Below are 17538 nucleotides of genomic sequence, written 5' to 3'. Positions count from 1 at the left end.
GCTCTCAGGTAGCGGTGGCGAGGATCGCCGGCGACTCGCCGAGGATCAGCGCCACGGCGCCCAGGACCTCGGCCTTGTCGCCCAGCGCACCGGCCTGCACCGCCACGGCGCCGGCCGCGGGGGCGATCGCGTACTGGTCGATCGCCGTGCGCAGCGGCTCGAGCACCACGTCGCCCGCCGCCGCCAGGTCGCCGCCGACGAGCAGCAGCCGCGGGTTGAAGAGGTTCACGACCGAGGCGAGCACCTCGCCGATCGCCTGCGCGGCCTCCGAGACGGCGCGCGTGGCGCCGCGGTCGCCGCGGGCCACCAGCTCGAGCAGGTGCTCGACGCTGACGGTCTCGTCGCGGCTGCGCGCGAGCAGCCGGGCGACGGCGGAGGAGCTCGCGACCGTCTCCAGGCAGCCGCGGTTGCCGCAGCGGCAGATGAGCCCGTCGGGCTTGACCCGGAAGTGCCCGAGCTCGCCCGCCACGCCGCAGGCGCCGCCGTACGGCTTGCCGTCGAGCACCAACCCGAGGCCGATGCCGGCCGACAGCCGCACGTACAGCATGTCCTGGGCGCCACGGCCGGCGCCGAAGGTGTGCTCGCCGAGCGCGCCGAGGTTGGCGTCGTTGCGGATCTCGACGGGCATGCCGAGCCGCCGCCGCATCTCCTCCGCGGGCTGGATCCCGCCCCAGTTGGGCAGGATGCCGTCGGCCAGGATCGCGCCCGTCTCGCGGTCGAGCGGTGCCGCGAGGGCCATGCCGACGCCGATCACGCGGTCACGGGTGACCTCGGTGGCCTCGAGCGTCTCCTGCACCAGGTCACGCGCGAGGTCCAGGCTGTCGATCGGGTCGTGGTCGACGTCGATGGCCCGCCGGCGGTCGCCGAGGATCTCGCCCGAGAGGTCGCTGACCGCCACCTGCACGTGCGCGTGGCCCATGTCGACGCCGACCGCGAAGGCGGCGCCCGGTGCCAGCGACAGCAGCACGGGCGGCCGGCCGGTGCGCGGCTGGGAGTCCTCGTGCTGCGTGACCAGCCCGGCCTGGACGAGCTCGTCCGCGACCACCGACACGGTCGGCCGCGAGAGCCCCGTGTGCTCGGCCAGCTCCGTGCGCGTGCTGCCCGGATGCGCGTACAGCGCCCGCAGCACCTTGAAGCGGTTCTCCTCGCGCCCGTTGAAGCGCCGGGAGGCCGAACCTGGACGATCGTTGACGCTCACTCTGGTCCAGCACTCTACGGCACCCGCTATACGTAGATTCCTTCATAAGTACCCCACACCCCGTGGGCACGGTGTCGGAGACACCAAGGAGGAGAGATGGCAGCCACGCAGCCGGCCACCAGCAGCGCAACGACGGGCGACGGATCGCCCGGACACCGGTTCACCTTCGGCCTCTGGACGGTCGGCAACCCTGGTCGTGACCCGTTCGGCGGGCCGACGCGCGCGGAGGTCGACCCGGTCGCCTCGGTCCACAAGCTGGCCGAGCTGGGCGCGTGGGGCGTATCGCTCCATGACGACGACCTGATCCCGATCGGCACCGACGACGCCGAGAAGGAGCGGATCGTCGCTCGCTTCAAAGGCGCGCTCGACGAGACGGGGCTGGGTGTCGGCATGGCGACCACCAACCTGTTCGGCCACCCGGCGTTCAAGGACGGCGCGTTCACCTCGAACGATCGTGGTGTACGACGGGCGGCGATCGGCAAGGCGATGCGCTTCATCGACGTCGCCGCGCAGCTCGGCGCCGAGGTCTACGTCTTCTGGGGCGGCCGTGAGGGCACGGAGGTCGGGGTCGCCAAGGACCCGCGTGACGCGCTGGAGCGGTACCGCGAGGCGATCAACGTCCTGTCGCAGTACGTCGTCGACCAGGGCTACGACCTGCGGTTCGCGATGGAGCCCAAGCCCAACGAGCCGCGCGGGGACATCTTCCTGCCGACGGTCGGCCACGCGCTGCACTTCATCGAGACGCTCGACCGCCCGGAGATGGTGGGCGTGAACCCCGAGTTCGCGCACGAGACGATGGCGGGGCTGAGCTTCCACCACGCGATCGGCCACGCGCTGTGGGCCGACAAGCTCTTCCACATCGACCTGAACTCGCAGCGGATCGGCCGCTACGACCAGGACTTCCGCTTCGGCGCGGAGGACCTGAAGGAGACCTTCCTGCTCGTCCGCGCGCTCCAGAACGGTGGCTACGCCGGCCCGCTCGCGTTCGACGCCCACGCCTACCGCAACGAGAACGCGGAAGGCGTGTGGGACTTCGCGCGCGGCTGCATGGCGACCTACTCGCTGCTGGCGGAGCGCGCCCGCCACTTCGACTCGCTGCCCGAGGTCCAGGAAGCCCTCGCGGCCGCCTCGACCCCCGAGCTCGCCCTCGCCAGCGTCGACGGGGACGACCCCGCGGCGCTCAAGGCCGAGGCCGAGTGGTCCAACCTCGACGCGCTCGCCGAGCGCGGCTATTTCAACGAACGCCTTGACCAGCTGCTGGTCGAGGTCCTCCTGGGAGTGCGCTGATGCGTATCAAGATCCTGGCCGGCGCGATCACCGCGGCCCTCGCCATCTCCGTCGCCGCGTGCGGCAGCGACGACCCCGCTCCATCCAGCACCGGTTCAAACGGCACCGCGACGCCCGCCGCCACCGCCAAGGTCGGCGTGATCCTGCCGGACACCGCATCGTCGGCGCGCTGGGAGCAGGCGGATCGCCCGCTGCTCGGCGAGGCGTTCAAGGCCGCCGGCGTCGAGTCCGACATCCAGAACGCCAACGGCGACAAGGCCAAGTTCGGCACGATCGCCGATCAGATGCTCAACGAGGGCGTCAACGCGCTGCTGATCGTCAACCTCGACTCGCCGTCCGCGGCGGCCGTGATCAACAAGGCCAAGCAGCAGGGCGTGCCGGTCATCGACTATGACCGCCTGACGCTCGGCGGTGGCGCGTCGTACTACGTGTCCTTCGACAACGTGGCCGTCGGCACGGCGCAGGGCGAGGGCCTCGTCAAGTGCATGCAGGCCAACGGCGACAAGAGCGGCCCCGTGGCGCTGCTCAACGGCTCGCCGACCGACAACAACGCGACGCTGTTCAAGCAGGGCTACGAGAAGGCGATCAAGGACGCGGGCTACACGATCGCGGCCGACCAGTCCGTCCCGGACTGGGACAACACGAAGGCCGGCACGATCTTCGAGCAGATGTTCACGAAGGCCAAGGGCAACTTCGTCGGCGTGGACTCCGCCAACGACGGCCTCGCCGGCGCGGTGGTGTCGGTGCTCGGGCGTAACGGCGAGGACGGCAAGATCCCGACGACGGGCCAGGACGCGACCGACGAGGGCCTGCAGCGCGTGCTCGCCGGCACCCAGTGCATGACGGTCTACAAGGCGATCAAGAAGGAGGCCGACGCGGCCGCCCAGCTCGCCATCGCGCTCGCCAAGGGCGACACCGCCGGCGCGGACAAGCTCGCCACGGGCCAGGTCGAGGACACCGAGACCAAGCAGCAGGTCAAGTCGGTGCTGCTGCAGCCGCAGGCGATCTTCAAGGACAACGTCAAGGACGTCGTCGCCGACGGCTTCACCACCGCAGCCAAGCTCTGCACGACCGCGGACCTCAAGAAGGCCTGCCAGGAGAACGGAGTCGGCGCGTGACCGAGCCGTTGCTCTCGCTGCGCGGCGTCAACAAGTCCTTCGGGGCGGTCCACGTCCTGCGTGACGTGGACCTCGACGTCGCCGCGGGGGAAGTCACCGCGCTGGTGGGGGACAACGGCGCCGGCAAGAGCACGCTGATCAAGTGCGTCGCCGGGATCCACCCGGTCGACGACGGCGAGATCCGCTTCGAGGGGCGGCCCGTCAGCATCCACGGGCCCAAGGACGCGAACGCCCTGGGGATCGAGATCGTCTACCAGGACCTCGCGCTGTGCGACAACCTCGACGTCGTCCACAACCTGTTCCTCGGGCGTGAGATCCACTCGGGGATCACGCTCAACGAGACCGAGATGGAGAAGCGGGCGGGCGAGACGCTCAAGTCGCTGTCGGTCCGCACGCTGCGCTCGTTGCGGCAGAACGTGTCGTCCCTGTCGGGCGGTCAGCGCCAGACGGTGGCGATCGCCCGCGCCGTGCTCTGGAACAGCAAGGTCGTGATCCTCGACGAGCCGACCGCGGCGCTGGGCGTCGCGCAGACCGAGCAGGTGCTCAACCTGGTGCGCCGCCTGGCGGACAACGGGCTCGGCGTGGTGCTGATCACGCACAACATGGCGGACGTCATGCGCGTCGCCGACAGCATCGCGACGCTCTACCTCGGCCAGATGGCCGCGCAGGTGCGCGCGAAGGACGTCACCAACCGGCAGGTCGTCGAGCTGATCACGACGGGCCAGACCGACGTGCTGGCGGGCGTCGCATGAGCGCGCCCGCGGCGACCCAGCCCGTGTCGGAGTTCGAGCGCGAGACCCTGCCCGGCCAGGGCGGGCTCGGCGAGGCCTCGGGCGCGTACTGGGACCGGATCAAGGGCGGCGACCTCGGCGCCCTGCCGGCGGTCATCGGCGCGCTGGTGCTGGTGATCGTGTTCGGGATCATGGAGCCCGACTCGTTCCTGACCGAGCAGAACTTCGCCAACCTGCTCAACCAGGGCGCGGCGATCATGGTCCTGGCGATGGGGTTGGTGTTCGTCCTGCTGCTGGGCGAGATCGACCTGTCGGCCGGCTTCACGGCCGGTACCGGCGCGGCGATCCTCGGCGTCACGCTCACCCAGCACGGCTGGTCCTGGCCGCTCGCGGTGCTGGCCGCGCTGGCCACCGGCGTGGCCATCGGCTTCGCGCTCGCGGTGCTGGTGGCCCGGCTGGGCATCCCGTCGTTCGTGGTCTCGCTGGCCTTCTTCCTCGGCCTGCAGGGCGCGATGCTGTTGATCATCGGCGAGGGCGGGACGATCCCGATCCGCGACGGCGCCGTGCTGAAGGTGATGAACCAGAACATGTCCGTCGGCCTCGGCTGGCTGTTCGCGGCGATCGTCATCGCCGGGTTCGCCGCCACGTCGCTGCGGGCGATCCAGACCCGCCGGCGCGCGGGGCTCCCCGTGCCGGCGATGTCGGTGTGGGCGGCCAAGGTCGGCGCCCTCGCGGTGGTCGTGCTGGTGGTCGTGTTCCTGCTCAACCAGGAGCGCCAGCGGGCCAACGCGCCGATCGTCATCCAGGGCGTGCCGTGGGTCGTCCCGCTGGTCGCCGTGCTGGTGGTCGCGCTCACGTTCCTGCTCGGGCGCACCAGCTTCGGCCGGCACGTCTATGCGGTCGGTGGCAACGCCGAGGCGGCGCGCCGGGCGGGCATCAACGTCCCGAACATCAAGACGCTGTGCTTCATCCTGGGCTCGACGCTGGCGATCGTGGCGGGCATCCTGCTCGCCTCGCGTGACAACAGCGTCTCGCCGACCACCGGTGGCGCGCAGACGCTGCTGTACGCGGTCGGTGCGGCGGTCATCGGCGGCACCTCGCTGTTCGGTGGGCGCGGTCGGATCGTGGACGCCGTCACTGGCGGCCTGGTGGTGGCGATCATCGCCAACGGCCTGCCGCTGGTCACCCAGAAGTCCGGCGTGCAGTTCATCATCAACGGCCTCGTGCTCCTGCTCGCGGCCAGCGTCGACGCCATCTCGCGCCGACGGGCGGCGGCGACCGGCCGCTGAGCGGCCGGTCGCAGGCAACAAGCACCCTCAGGGGGCGGTGGTCGACAAGGTGAAGGTCACCGTCCCCGAGTAGGTCCCCGTCCGCAGCGGGTCGGTCGCCCCGATCCGCTGCGTGAACGTCACCGCGACGTCCTCGCCCGCGGTCGGCGCCGACCACGTCGTCTTGGCGAGCTGCACCCGCAGCGGCTCCGGCAGCGTGAACGCGCCGTTGGCCAGGTGGCCGGGGCCGGCGACGGAGAGCGTGGCGTCGCCGGCGCTGCTCGTCACCGTCGCCTTCGTCGTGGCCGTGTACTCGTCCGCGACGCCGGGAACGAACGTGCCGAAGCTCGCCGGCGCGACCGTGAGCGCGAGCGTGGCCGGCACGGTGCCGCCGACGGTCCCCTCGGCGAACGCGTCGGCCGCCGGGGCCGGCCCGAGCGCCCGCCCGCCCGGGCCGTCCGCGAACGTCAGCCAGCGTGCCTTCGGCGGCTGCTGGCTCACGCCCGGCCGCGCGTAGTCGCACACGCCGTCCGGGAACGTCGCCTGCAGCGTCGCCCACTGCGCGTCCGTGAACGTCACGGCGTAGTCGGCGCGGGACAAGGGCTTGAGCCGGCACTTGACGACGTCCAGCGTGTACGGCGAGCCCGCCGCGAGCCGCGGGTTGCCGTACGAAGTCCAGGTGCCGTTGCAGCTGAGGTCGCCCTCGACGCCGCCCGCCATGAAGCACGCGTCCTTCGGCTTCTCGCCCGTGTCCAGCCAGCGCCGCATCGCGTCGAACTGGTTCGGGACCACGCCGCCGCTGCGCGAGAGCCAGATCACCTGGTTCGCGTGGTCGCCGTTCGAGCGGTCCAGCCGCGCGCGGTACGTGAACGAGTGGAAGGCGGGATGGAAGCCCGTGTCGTCCATCTGCGCGCTGGTGCGGTTGTCGATCTCAGGCACGTCCGCCGCGCCGGTCGCGCTGTTGACGCGGCCGGTCTCGTAGGCGATCCGCAGCGCGTCGGGGTCGGCGGCGGTCCGCGCGGCGGTGAAGGTGCCGTCCACGTCGATCCCGCCGACCTTCGCGTTGAGGTCGACGAACTGCTCGGCCGTGAGCCGGCCATCCTGCAGCGCGACGAGCCCGTACTGGACGCCGGCGTTGTCGACCGCGAGCTTGCCCTTGCCGTTGGGTGCGTCGGGCGTGATCGTCACGCCGAAGATCGCCCGCATGAAGTCGGCGATGCCGCAGCGCTCGCCGGTCGGGTTCGTCGTCGCGTTCCACACCTGCGCGGGCTGGAGGCCACAGGCGACGTTCGCGGTCGGGACGAGCTCCGTGCGGTCGGCGCCGAAGGCCAGCACCTTCTGCCCGCACAGGTTGTCCGGGTTGGCCGGGTTCGATCCCCACACGGGCTGGCGCGCCGCGGCCGTCGGGAACAGCGCGTTCGGCGCGGCGCTCGCGTGGCCCGGCTGCGAGAGCGGGCTGGTCGGCCAGAAGTAGTGCATCAGCACCCGGCAGTCGAGCGAGCCCTGCACCTGCGTGAAGTGGTCCTCGAAGGCCTGGCTCGTCGTCAGGCCGTCCAGCAGCCCGGGGTAGTTCTCGGCCAGCAGGTGCTGCTGCATCGTGGCCGCCGACCCGCCGTTGCCGATCGTGTATCGCACCGGGCCGTAGCGCTCGGCGACGATCTCCTTGGTCATCATCGCCGCCTCGGCGCTCACCACGTCGTTGCAGTTGTTGGCGTAGATGTTCAGGCTCGAGGTGGCGACCACGAACCCGGCGCCCAGCGGCTGCGCCTGGAGCACGCTGCCCGGCGCGAGCTGCCGGTGCTCGGTGCCGCAGGCGCCGCCGAACGTGTAGAAGAGCTTGCGGCTCCACGGCTGGTCGGCCGACCAGGGCTCGATCGGCTCGAGCGGGTCGACGAGCACGGCCACCTGGTAGATCCCGCGGTTCGCGGTGCCCGTGACGCGCTGGACGATGAACGGCACGGTCCGGCCGGCGTCGGTGGTGGTCTGCTGCACGTCCGCCGGCGGGTTGGCCGGGTCGTAGGCGACGAACTGGCCGGCGGCGTTGCGGTACAGCAGCTCCACCTTGGTCGGCGCGTTGCACTGCGCGTCGGTCGCCGCGCCGAGCGGCGGGTTCGAGGCGTTCGGGTTGCACGCGTACGGCGTGATCTGCGGGCCGGAGAAGACCGGGCCGCCGATCGGGTGGTTGGTGATCGTGATCCGTCGCCCCGCACCGCCGGCGTCGCGCACGGTCAGCACGTTCGCGCCGACCTTCAGCCCCGTCACCAGGCCCTCCAGCCGGCCGCTCGGCCGGACCGCGAACGCGCTCGTGACGTCGCGGCCGTCGACGTCGACGGTCACCGGCCCGCTGGTCTGCGCGGCGACGAGGGCGTCACCGCCGGAGACGAGATCGGCGCGGTTGGAGAGCACTTCGAGCGACCGCACTCCGGACGCGTCGGCGCTCCCGGCAAGGCCGGCGACCAGCGTTGCGGTGACCGCGGACACGCGACCGACCATGGCCCTCTCCTCTCCCCAGATGACAGGTGGCCTGAGACTCATTTCGACAATACTCCCCGTGTCCAGTACTGTCGCCGCGTGGCTTCGGAACCGCGCGTCATCAGCCCGCACGTCGGCTACGTCATCGGGCGCCTGGACCGCGCGATCCGCAAGGAGATCGGCGCGCTCGTCGCGCCCTTCGGGCTCACCGTCCCCAAGTACACGGCGCTCTCGATCCTGCGTGACCGGCCCGGCCTGTCCAACGCCCAGCTCGCCCGCCGCGTGTACGTCACACCGCAGTCCATGGCCGAAGTGCTGAACGCGCTGGAGGCCGACGGGTACATCGTCCGCTCGCCCGCGGCCAACCACGGGCGGGTCCTGGAGGTGTCCCTGTCCGAGCGCGGGCGCGAGGTGCTGGCGGCGTGCGACCGCGCCGTGAACCACATGGAGAACGCGATGCTCGCCGACCTCGACGAGGCCGGCCGCGAGCAGCTCCTGGAGGCGCTCGTCAACGCCGTCTACCGGCTCGGCGCCGGGTTCGGTCCGCGTTGACAGTCATCAGGTAGCCGAATACTCTCCTCGCAGGTCCACCGGCGAGGAGAGAGATGTGGTGGAAGTGGCCGTGACGGCCCCGGCCGTCCTGGACGTGCACGACCTGCGCGTGAGCTACGCGGGCGCGGTGCAGGCGCTGCGGGGCGTCTCGCTGTCCGTGCCCGAGGGGTCGGTGGTCGCGGTGCTCGGCAACAACGGCGCCGGCAAGTCCACGCTCCTGCGCGCGCTGTCCGGCACGCTCCCGGACCAGGGCGGGGTGATCACGTCCGGCAGCATCCGGTTCGCCGGGCGCGCGCCGTCGCACGACGCCGCGATGATCGCCCGTGGCGGCCTCGTCCAGGTGCCGGAGGGCCGGCGCGTGTTCGCGAACCTGACCGTCGAGGAGAACCTGCGCGCGGGCGGGATGGCCGCACCCGACAGGGCGGCGCGCGAGGACGCGCGCCGGTGGGTCGACGAGCTGTTCCCGATCCTGCGCGAGCGGGCGACGCAGCGCGCCGGGTTGTTGAGCGGCGGCGAGCAGCAGATGCTCGCGATCGGGCGGGCGCTGATGGCGGCGCCGAAGGTGCTGCTGCTCGACGAGCCGTCGCTCGGCCTGGCGCCGAAGGTCGTCGAGCGCGTCGGCGCGGTCATCCGCGAGATCAACGCGCGCGGCGTGACCGTCGTGCTGGTCGAGCAGAACGCGGCGATGGCGCTGTCGGTGGCCGACCACGCGGTCGTGCTGGAGGTCGGCGAGGTCGCGCTCGAGGGCACGGCCGCCGAGCTCGCCGAGAGTGAGGCGGTCAAGGAGCGCTACCTGGGCGTGTCGGCGGAGGCCGGCACGGCGCAGCCGGTGGAGAGCGACGCGCAGCCGCTCGTGGTCGAGGGCCTGGGGGTGCGCTTCGGCGGGCTCGCAGCGCTCAGCGACGTGTCCTTCACGGTCGAGCCGGGCTCGCTGCACGCGTTGATCGGGCCCAACGGCGCGGGCAAGTCCACCTGCCTCAACGTCCTCTCCGGGGTCTACGCCGCGAGCCAGGGGTCCGTCCGGTACGGCGGGCGTGAGCTGACCAGGCTCCGCCCGCACCGGATCGCGGCGCTCGGCATCGCGCGCACCTTCCAGAACATCGCGCTCTCGGCGCGCGTGTCCGTGCTGGACAACCTGCTGGTCGCCCGCCACCGGCGGATGCGCGCGGGGTTCGTGGGCGACGGGCTGCGGCTGCCGAGCGCGCGGCGGGAACGTGCCGAGCACGAGCGGCGGGTGCGCGAGATCGCGGCGCTGATCGGCCTCGACGACCTCGCGCGTCCCGTCGGCACGCTGTCGTACGGGACGCGCAAGCGGGTCGAGCTGGCGCGGGCGCTGTGCGCCGAGCCCGAGCTGCTGCTGCTCGACGAGCCGGTGGCCGGGATGGTCCGCGACGAGTCGGCGGCGATGGCGCGCGCGATCGCGCAGGCCCGGGCCGAGCTCGGCATCTCCGTGCTGCTGGTGGAGCACGACATGTCGTTCGTGATGGGGATGGCCGACCGCGTGACCGTGCTCGACTTCGGCAAGCGGATCGCGGACGGCACGCCGGCCGAGGTGCAGCGCGACCCGGAGGTGCTGCGCGCGTACCTGGGAGGCGCGACGTGAACCAGTTCGTGACGCTGCTGGTCGGCGGGTTGTTCCTGGGCGCGATCTACTCGCTCGTGGCGCTCGGCTTCGTGACGGTCTTCAAGGCCACGCACGTGATCAACTTCGCGCAGGGCTCCGTGCTGCTGCTCGGGGCGTACGTCATCGCGCGGCTGCACGCGTCGATCGGGTTCTGGCCGGCGGTGCTCGCGGGTGTCTGCGCCGCGGCCTTCGCGTCCGTGCTGATCGACGTCGTGCTGATCCGGCGGATCCGCCGCGCGGACCTGGGCACGCTGGCGATCCTCACGCTGGGCGTGGACATCCTGCTCGCGACCGAGCTGTCGCGCCGGATCGGGACCGACGTGCTGAGCGTCGGCGCGCCGTGGGGCAACCACGTCACCGAGCTCTTCGGCATCCGCGTGGCCACGTCGCGCGTGGTCGCCGGGTGCGTCGCCGCCGTGCTGGTCGCGGGGTTCTGGGCGGCGTTCAAGTTCACGGACTGGGGGATCGCCATGCGCTCCGCGGCCGAGGACGGGGAGACCGCGTCGTTGATGGGCATCCGCCGCAACCGCGTCGCGGCGGCCGCGTGGGCGCTGGCGGGCGGGCTCGCGGCCGTCGGCGGGCTGTTCCTGACGAGCTTCCCGGCCGCGGGCGTGACCGGCGGCGTCGGGCTGCTCGCGCTGGCTTGCATCCCCGCCGTGGTGCTCGGCGGGTTCGACTCGCCGGGCGGCGCCGTCGTCGGCGGGCTGATCATCGGGGTCGTCTCCGTCCTCACCGCGGGCTACCAGGAGGAGCTGTCGTTCCTCGGGCGCGGGCTCGGCGGCGTGGCGCCGTTCGCGGTCATGCTGCTCGTGCTGCTGGTCCGGCCGTCCGGCCTCTTCGGCACCCGGGAGCTGACCCGTGTCTAAGCGCGTGGGCGTCGCGGTCGCGGTCGTCGTCTTGCTGGCGGCGGTGCCGATCTGGTTCGAGAGCTTCTGGCTGCAGACCGGTCTGTTCGCGATGGCGGCGGTCATCGCGGCGATCGGGCTCACGATCCTCGTCGGGATCGCGGGCCAGCTCTCGCTCGCGCACGCGTTCTTCGTCGCCATCGGCGCCTACGGCTACGCGTACCTCGCCGACAAGATCCCGCCCGTGGCGGCGCTGGTCGCCGCGGTGCTGCTCGCGGGCCTGGCGGGCGCGCTGTTCAGCCCGATCGCGGGCCGCGTCCGTGGCATCTACCTCGGGCTCGCGTCGCTCGGGCTCGTCTTCCTCGGCCAGCACATCCTCCAGAACGCGACCGGCATCACGGGCGGCTACCGCGGGATCGCCGTGCCGCCGTTCTCGGTCTTCGGCTTCGAGTTCACCGGCGCCGACGGCATGGTCGTGCTCGGCGTCCCCTACGGACCGCTGGAGAAGCTCTGGTACCTGGGGCTCGTGCTGGTGGCCGCGGCGCTCTGGTACGGGCGCAACCTGGTCCGGTCCCGTCCCGGCCGCGCGCTCGCGACCGTGCGGGACAGCGAGGTGGCGGCCGCCACCAACGGCATCGACGTCGTCCGCTACAAGGCCGCGGCGTTCACCGTGTCGTCGATGTACGCGGGCCTGGGCGGGGTGCTGATGGCGCTCGCGTTCGGGCGCATCGTGCCGGAGTCGTTCGGGCTGCTGCTGTCGATCGACTTCCTGGTGATGGTCGTGATCGGCGGCGCCGGCTCGGTCGGCGGAGCGGCCGCCGGCGCGGTGTTCGTGACCGCGCTGCCGCTGATCCTCAACCACTACAGCGGCTCGCTGCCGCTGCTCGCCGAGCCGGGCTCGGGTGGCGTCGGCGCCCCCGAGCTGAGCCGGCTGTTGTACGGCGCGGCGATCGTCGTCGTCCTGCTGTTCGCCCGTGACGGGCTCGCCGGGCTCGTCCACCGAAAGGAGAGGGTTGTATGAGGCGTGTCGGTTCGATCGCGACGGTGCTCGCGCTCGCGGTGACGGTGGCGGCGTGCGGCAAGGGCGGTGCGGAGGAGAACGCCGGCGGTGAGCCGGCGGGCGGCGGCGAGGCGGCGGTCAAGACCGGTCCGGGGACGACCGCCGACGCGATCACGCTCGGCTACCTGCCCGACCTGAGCGGCGTCTTCGCGCCCAACGGCAAGGCGATGATGGAGGGCGCGAACCTCTACTGGGACGCCAAGAACAAGGCGGGCGGGATCTGCGGCCGGCAGATCAAGGTCTCGGTGCAGGACACGGGCTACGACCCGCAGAAGGCGGTGGCCGCCTACCAGCAGATGTCCGGCGACGTCGTCGGCCTCGGGCTCGTGCTCGGCTCGTCGATCGTGAGCGCGCTGCTGCCGAACGTGCAGCAGGAGAGCATGTTCCTGAACTTCGCGGGCTGGACGTCGGACATCCTCCCGAGCGAGAACGTCGCGATCGCCGGCACGACGTACGACATCGAGGCCATCAACGCGGTCGACTTCCTGCTCACGCAGAAGGGGCTCAAGTCGGGCGACACGGTCGGGCACCTGTACTTCGAGGGCGACTACGGCGAGAACGCGCTCAAGGGGTCGGAGTTCGCGGCCGAGAAGCACGGCCTCAAGCTCGTCAAGCAGAAGATCACGCCCGCCGACCAGGACATGACCGGGCAGGTCGCGGCGTTCAAGAAGGCCGGGGTGAAGGCGATCCTGTTCAGCGCGGCGCCGCCGCAGGCGGCCTCGCTCGCCGGCCTGGCCGCGTCGCAGAAGCTCGACGTGCCGATCGTCGCCAACGGCCCGGGGTGGACCCCACAGCTGCTGACGACGCCGGCCGCCGACGCGCTGGCCGCGAACTATCACGTCGTCTCCTCGATGGCACCGCTGAGCGTGCAGAGCGAGGGGGTGCAGAAGTTCCTGTCCGCGTACCAGGCCAAGTACCCGGAGGGCACGCCGTCCTCGAACGGCTCCCTGTACGCCTACGCGGGCGCGCAGATCGCCGACGCGGCGCTCACGAAGGCGTGCGAGGACAAGGACCTCACGCGCAAGGGCGTGCTCGACGCGCTGCACTCGCTGACGGCGCTCGACACCGGCGGCGTGGTCGCCGGCACGCTGGACTTCAGCGATCCCGCGTCGCCTCCGGGCAACCTCGTCTACATCGCGAAGGTGAGCAAGGACGCGCCGGGCGGGCTGGAGGCGCTGGGGGAGCCGTCGCAGGCCGCCGACGCCGAGAGCTTCAAGCGCTGATGCCGACGCTGCACGAGCTGCCCGGCCTGGCCGGGCAGCGGCTCGGTCCGACGCAGTGGCGCGAGATGACGCAGGAGCGCGTGAACGCGTTCGCCGACGTGACCGAGGACCACAACTACATCCACGTCGACCCGGAGCGGGCGAAGGCGTCGCCGTTCGGTCGGACGATCGCGCACGGCTACCTCGGGGTGGCGCTGCTCGCGCCGATCTCGCAGCAGCTGCTCGCCGTCGAGGACGCGACCGGCGTCAACTACGGGATGGACCGGCTGCGCTTCCCGGCGCCGCTGCCGGTCGGTGAGCGCTTCCGCGGCACGGCGGAGGTGGCCGAGGTGACCGAGATCAAGGGAGGCATGCAGGTGAAGGTGACGCTGGAGATCGAAGTCGACGGGCAGGAGCGGCCGGCGCTGGTCGCCGACTGCCTGTTCCGGTACTACGCATGAGGCTCGACGGGAAGGTCGCGGTCGTGACGGGCGCCGGGCGCGGGCTCGGCCGGGCGTACGCGGAGGCGCTGGCCGCGGCGGGCGCGTCCGTCGTCGTCAACGACCTCGAGGGGGCGGAGGCGGTCGCGGCGGCCATCGGCGGCGTGGCCGCGCCCGGGGCGGTCGGCTCCAGCGCGACCGCGCAGGCGCTGGTCGACACCGCGGTGGAGGCGTACGGTCGGCTCGACGTGATGGTGACCAACGCCGGCGTGCTGCGCGACAAGGTGCTGTGGAAGATGACCGACGAGGACTTCGACCTCGTCGTGGAGACCCACCTGCGCGGGACGTTCACGTGCGCGCGGGCCGCGGCCGTGCGGCTGCGCGAGCAGGGCGAGGGTGGGCGGATCATCGTCGTCGGCTCGCCGGCGGGGCAGTACGGCAACTTCGGCCAGACGAACTACGCGGCGGCCAAGGCGGGCATCGTCGCGTTCGCGCGCACGTGGGCGCTGGAGCTCGCCCGGGCGCAGGTGACCGTGAACGCGGTCGTGCCGACCGCGTGGACGAAGATGACGGAGACGATCCCGATCTACGCGCCGCTCGTCGGCCGGGACGCGTTCCCGCCGGAGGTGCGGCGCGAGCACGCGTTGGGGAGCGCGGAGGACTGCGCGCCGCTGGTCGTGTACCTCGCTTCGGACGCGGCCGCGGGGATCACGGGCCAGGCACTCGGCATCGGTGGCGACCGGCTGTCGCTGTACTCGCATCCGGCGGAGGCGGCGTTCGAGCTGCGCGACGGTGGCTGGACGGCGGAGGCGATCGCGGCGGCCGTCGAGGACTTCGAGCCGCAGCCGTACGGAGTGCGGCTGCCGGAGCTGGACCTGTCGTGAACGTCGCGGACCTGGTCGCCATCGACGTGCACACGCACGCCGAGCGCAACGATGGTGAGCCGCAGGACCCGGTGACGGCGGAGGTGCTGGAGGCGGCGGGCCGGTACTTCGGGGGCTCCCCGCCGCAGCCCACCGCGCAGGAGGTCGCCGACTACTACCGCGAGCGGCGCATGGCGGCGGTGATCTTCACCGTCGACGACGAGGCCGGGATGGGCCGCAGGCGGCTCGGGAACGCGGAGGTGCTGGCGGCGGCCGAGGCCAACCCGGACGTGCTGATCCCGTTCGCCTCGGTCGATCCCCGCAAGGGCAAGCTCGGCGTGCGGGAGGCGCGCGAGTGGATCGCGCGCGGCGCCCGCGGGTTCAAGTTCCATCCCAACACCCAGGCGTTCTGGCCCAACGACCGCGAGTTCTACGCGCTCTACGCGGTGATCGAGGAGGCGGGGCTGATCGCGCTGTTCCACTCCGGGACGACGGGGATCGGCGCCGGGATGCCGGGGGGTGGCGGCGTGCGGCTCAAGTACTCGAACCCGATGGCGGTCGACGACGTCGCCGCCGACTTCCCGGGGCTGAGCATCATCCTCGCCCACCCGTCGTTCCCGTGGCAGGACGAGGCGCTCGCGATCGCCGTCCACAAGCCGAACGTCTACATCGACCTCTCGGGCTGGTCGCCGAAGTACTTCCCGGAGAACCTGATCCGGTACACGAACACCCAGCTCAAGCGCAAGATGCTGTTCGGGTCGGACTTCCCGCTGATCACGCCGGACCGCTGGCTGGCGGACTTCGAGCGGCTGGACATCCGCGAGGAGGTGCGCCCGCTCGTGCTCAAGGAGAACGCGGCGCGGCTGCTCGGGCTATGAGCGATCTGTCCTGGCCGCTGGCGCGCGCGGCGCGGCTGTTCGCGTCCGAGGTCGCCGTCGTCGACGGCGAGCGGGCCGTCACCTACGGCGAGCTCGACCGTCGCGTGCGCGCGCTCGGCGGGCTCGAGGCCGAGCGGGTCGGCTACCTGGGCGCGAACTCGCTCGGGCACATGGAGTGCTGGCTCGGGCTGCCGGCGTTCGGCAAGGTGCTGGTGGACCTCAACTACCGGCTCTCCGCGGCGGAGCTCGCGTTCATGGTGCAGGACGCCGAGCTGGACGTGCTGATCGTCGACGACGAGCGCCGTGACGTCGGCGACGCGCTCGGCGTCCCGGTGCTGTCGCCCGACGGCTACGAGGCGCTCGTGGCCGGGCCGCCGCAGGCGCTCCCGGGCGTCGACGAGGACGCGCTCGCCGCGATCTCCTACACCGGCGGCACGACCGGCACGCCGAAGGGCGTGATGCTCTCGCACCGCAACCTGGTCGCCAACGCGCTGCACAACCTGGCGGTGACGGGGCACGCGGCGCAGGACCGCTGGCTGCACGTGTGCCCGATGTTCCACGTGGCGGGCACGTCCAACGTCTTCGCGTGCACGTGGGTCGGCGCGCGGTCGGTGATCCTGCCGCGGTTCGACGCGCGTGCCGTGCTCGCGGCGGTGGCGCAGCACGGGATCACCCACGCCGTGTTCGTGCCGACGATGCTCGCGCTGCTGCTGGAGGCGGCGGACGGCTCCGACGTGTCGTCGCTGCGGCACCTGCAGTACGCGGCGTCGCCGATCTCGCCCGACCTGCAGCGGCGGGTCCTCGAGTGGCTCCCGGACTGCGACGTCGTGCAGTTCTACGGCATGACCGAGGCCGCGCCCACGGTGACGCGGCTGTCGCGCGCCGACCACGACGTGCGGCCCACGTCCATGGGCGTGCCGGTGCCGGGCGTGCAGGCCGAGGTCCGCGCGCCGCGGGGCGAGGTTGGCGAGCTGTGGGTCCGCGGCCCGAACGTCATGCTCGGCTACTGGAACCGCCCGGACGCGACCGCCGCGGCGTTGGTCGACGGCTGGTACCGCACCGGCGACCTCGCGCGCGAGGACGAGGACGGCTACCTCTTCATCGTCGACCGCGCCAAGGACATGATCATCACGGGCGGCGAGAACGTCTACTCCGTCGAAGTCGAGGCGGTGCTGGCCTCGCACCCGGCCGTCGCGGAGGTCGCGGTGTTCGGCGTGCCGTCCGAGCGTTGGGGTGAGGCCGTGCACGCGGTCGTCGTGGCGGGCGGCGACGTGTCGGAGGCCGAGCTGATCGCGTGGTGCCGCGAGTCGCTGGGTGGCTTCAAGGTCCCGCGCGCGATCACCTTCTCGGACGAGCCGCTGCCGAAGTCGGGCGCCGGGAAGCTCCTCAAGCACCGGCTGCGCGACCCGTTCTGGGAGGGCCACGACCGCCGGGTCGGCTAGCGCGATTCGACGGCCGCGCGGAAGGTCTGCACGGCGAGCTGCGCGTCGTTCAGGTGGCCACCGACGAACGCGCCGTCGCGGAGCATCACAAAGCGCCGCGCGGCTTCGTCGGAGCCGAGCGCGTCGCGGATGACGCCGAAGTACCAGTCGCGGTGGGCCGCGACCGCGCGCCGGACCGGGTGCTCGGGGTCGTCGAACTCGGCGGCGGCGCAGATGAACGCGCAGCCGCGGAACTCGGGCCGGCCGATCTGCCCGCAGACGTCCTCGATCAGGCCCGCTCGGGTGCGATCCGTCAGGTGGGCCTCGATCGCGTCGTGCGCGGCCTGCAGGTACGCGAGCACGAGGTCGGTCTTGCTCGGGAAGTGGCGGTAGAACGTCGCTCGCGTCACCTTGGCGGCACCGACGATGTAGTCGACGCCGACGCTGTTGATGCCCTCGGTGTAGAAGATCATCGAGGCCGTCCGCAGCAGCCGGTCGCGGGCCTCGGACTCCTTCACCTTGGGCAGCGTCGCGATCTGCATGACGTCAACTCTAGCTCAAGAAAGAACGATCGTTCTT

At 72.0% G+C, this 17538-nt stretch carries 16 protein-coding genes and 1 pseudogene; 14 read left to right on the top strand and 3 right to left on the bottom strand.

Going from position 1 to position 17538, the window contains the following annotated elements; all coding sequences use genetic code 11:
- Positions 1–4: 4 nt before the first annotated feature.
- Entirely contained in the window at positions 5–1198 is a 1194-nt protein-coding gene (locus tag C8N24_RS09940) for an ROK family transcriptional regulator (protein WP_121249883.1), read from the bottom strand.
- 96 nt (positions 1199–1294) lie between these two features.
- Here C8N24_RS09940 and xylA point away from each other — a divergent pair, with 96 nt between their 5' ends.
- The 4 genes from xylA to C8N24_RS09920 are packed head-to-tail and all read left to right on the top strand — an operon-like array spanning position 1295 to position 5623.
- Positions 1295–2485 carry a xylose isomerase gene (xylA, locus tag C8N24_RS09935; RefSeq protein WP_121249882.1) on the top strand — a complete coding sequence of 397 codons (1191 nt, stop codon included), beginning with the start codon at positions 1295–1297 and terminating at the stop codon, positions 2483–2485.
- Complete coding sequence (locus C8N24_RS09930) at positions 2485–3603, top strand: sugar ABC transporter substrate-binding protein (RefSeq protein ID WP_121249881.1); 1119 nt, start codon at positions 2485–2487, stop codon at positions 3601–3603. The genes xylA and C8N24_RS09930 overlap by 1 nt, the downstream gene beginning before the upstream one ends.
- Entirely contained in the window at positions 3600–4355 is a 756-nt protein-coding gene (locus C8N24_RS09925) for an ATP-binding cassette domain-containing protein (RefSeq protein WP_121249880.1), read from the top strand. Before C8N24_RS09930 ends, C8N24_RS09925 begins: the two co-directional genes overlap by 4 nt.
- A complete protein-coding gene (locus C8N24_RS09920; protein ID WP_121249879.1) occupies positions 4352–5623 on the top strand; it encodes a sugar ABC transporter permease in 1272 nt (423 codons plus the stop codon). Before C8N24_RS09925 ends, C8N24_RS09920 begins: the two co-directional genes overlap by 4 nt.
- A 27-nt stretch (positions 5624–5650) precedes the next feature.
- On the opposite strand, the gene C8N24_RS33840 is transcribed toward C8N24_RS09920, so the two are convergent.
- The gene (locus C8N24_RS33840) at positions 5651–8095 is read right to left on the bottom strand and encodes a DUF6351 family protein (protein WP_170178979.1); all 2445 of its coding nucleotides are present in this window, start codon (positions 8093–8095) and stop codon (positions 5651–5653) included.
- 78 nt (positions 8096–8173) lie between these two features.
- Between C8N24_RS33840 and C8N24_RS33835 the strand changes: the two genes are divergently transcribed.
- The 10 genes and pseudogenes from C8N24_RS33835 (at position 8174) to C8N24_RS09875 (ending at position 16980) form a co-directional block, all read left to right on the top strand.
- Positions 8174–8626 (top strand): MarR family winged helix-turn-helix transcriptional regulator, encoded by a 453-nt coding sequence (locus C8N24_RS33835; RefSeq protein WP_170178978.1) that lies wholly within the window; start codon positions 8174–8176, stop codon positions 8624–8626.
- Positions 8627–8681: 55 nt separating this feature from the next.
- A pseudogene (locus tag C8N24_RS35700) lies at positions 8682–9152 on the top strand (ABC transporter ATP-binding protein); the annotation flags it as partial.
- Positions 9153–9455: 303 nt separating this feature from the next.
- Positions 9456–10229: an ABC transporter ATP-binding protein gene (locus tag C8N24_RS35695; protein ID WP_425474457.1), complete on the top strand. Its 774-nt coding sequence runs from the start codon at positions 9456–9458 to the stop codon at positions 10227–10229.
- Positions 10226–11116 (top strand): branched-chain amino acid ABC transporter permease, encoded by an 891-nt coding sequence (locus tag C8N24_RS09905; RefSeq protein WP_121249877.1) that lies wholly within the window; start codon positions 10226–10228, stop codon positions 11114–11116. Before C8N24_RS35695 ends, C8N24_RS09905 begins: the two co-directional genes overlap by 4 nt.
- The gene (locus C8N24_RS09900; RefSeq protein ID WP_211339907.1) at positions 11109–12116 is read left to right on the top strand and encodes a branched-chain amino acid ABC transporter permease; all 1008 of its coding nucleotides are present in this window, start codon (positions 11109–11111) and stop codon (positions 12114–12116) included. Before C8N24_RS09905 ends, C8N24_RS09900 begins: the two co-directional genes overlap by 8 nt.
- A complete protein-coding gene (locus C8N24_RS09895) occupies positions 12113–13378 on the top strand; it encodes an ABC transporter substrate-binding protein (RefSeq protein ID WP_121249876.1) in 1266 nt (421 codons plus the stop codon). Before C8N24_RS09900 ends, C8N24_RS09895 begins: the two co-directional genes overlap by 4 nt.
- On the top strand, positions 13378–13818 hold the full coding sequence (locus C8N24_RS09890) for a MaoC family dehydratase (protein WP_121249875.1): 441 nt from the start codon (positions 13378–13380) through the stop codon (positions 13816–13818). Before C8N24_RS09895 ends, C8N24_RS09890 begins: the two co-directional genes overlap by 1 nt.
- Positions 13815–14681 carry an SDR family NAD(P)-dependent oxidoreductase gene (locus C8N24_RS09885; RefSeq protein ID WP_121249874.1) on the top strand — a complete coding sequence of 289 codons (867 nt, stop codon included), beginning with the start codon at positions 13815–13817 and terminating at the stop codon, positions 14679–14681. Before C8N24_RS09890 ends, C8N24_RS09885 begins: the two co-directional genes overlap by 4 nt.
- Complete coding sequence (locus C8N24_RS09880; protein ID WP_121249873.1) at positions 14678–15538, top strand: amidohydrolase family protein; 861 nt, start codon at positions 14678–14680, stop codon at positions 15536–15538. Before C8N24_RS09885 ends, C8N24_RS09880 begins: the two co-directional genes overlap by 4 nt.
- Positions 15535–16980, top strand: coding sequence for a class I adenylate-forming enzyme family protein (locus tag C8N24_RS09875; RefSeq protein WP_121249872.1), 1446 nt, complete (start codon positions 15535–15537; stop codon positions 16978–16980). Before C8N24_RS09880 ends, C8N24_RS09875 begins: the two co-directional genes overlap by 4 nt.
- Here the strand turns inward: C8N24_RS09875 and C8N24_RS09870 are convergent.
- Positions 16977–17501 carry a TetR/AcrR family transcriptional regulator gene (locus C8N24_RS09870; RefSeq protein ID WP_121249871.1) on the bottom strand — a complete coding sequence of 175 codons (525 nt, stop codon included), beginning with the start codon at positions 17499–17501 and terminating at the stop codon, positions 16977–16979. The two genes, C8N24_RS09875 and C8N24_RS09870, sit on opposite strands and share 4 nt — an antisense overlap.
- Positions 17502–17538: the final 37 nt, after the last annotated feature.

This window comes from Solirubrobacter pauli (genome assembly GCF_003633755.1).
In the GTDB taxonomy this organism is placed as follows: Bacteria; Actinomycetota; Thermoleophilia; order Solirubrobacterales; family Solirubrobacteraceae; genus Solirubrobacter; species Solirubrobacter pauli.
Note: the sequence above shows the minus strand (reverse complement) of the source record. Positions and strands in the feature narration are given on the sequence as shown.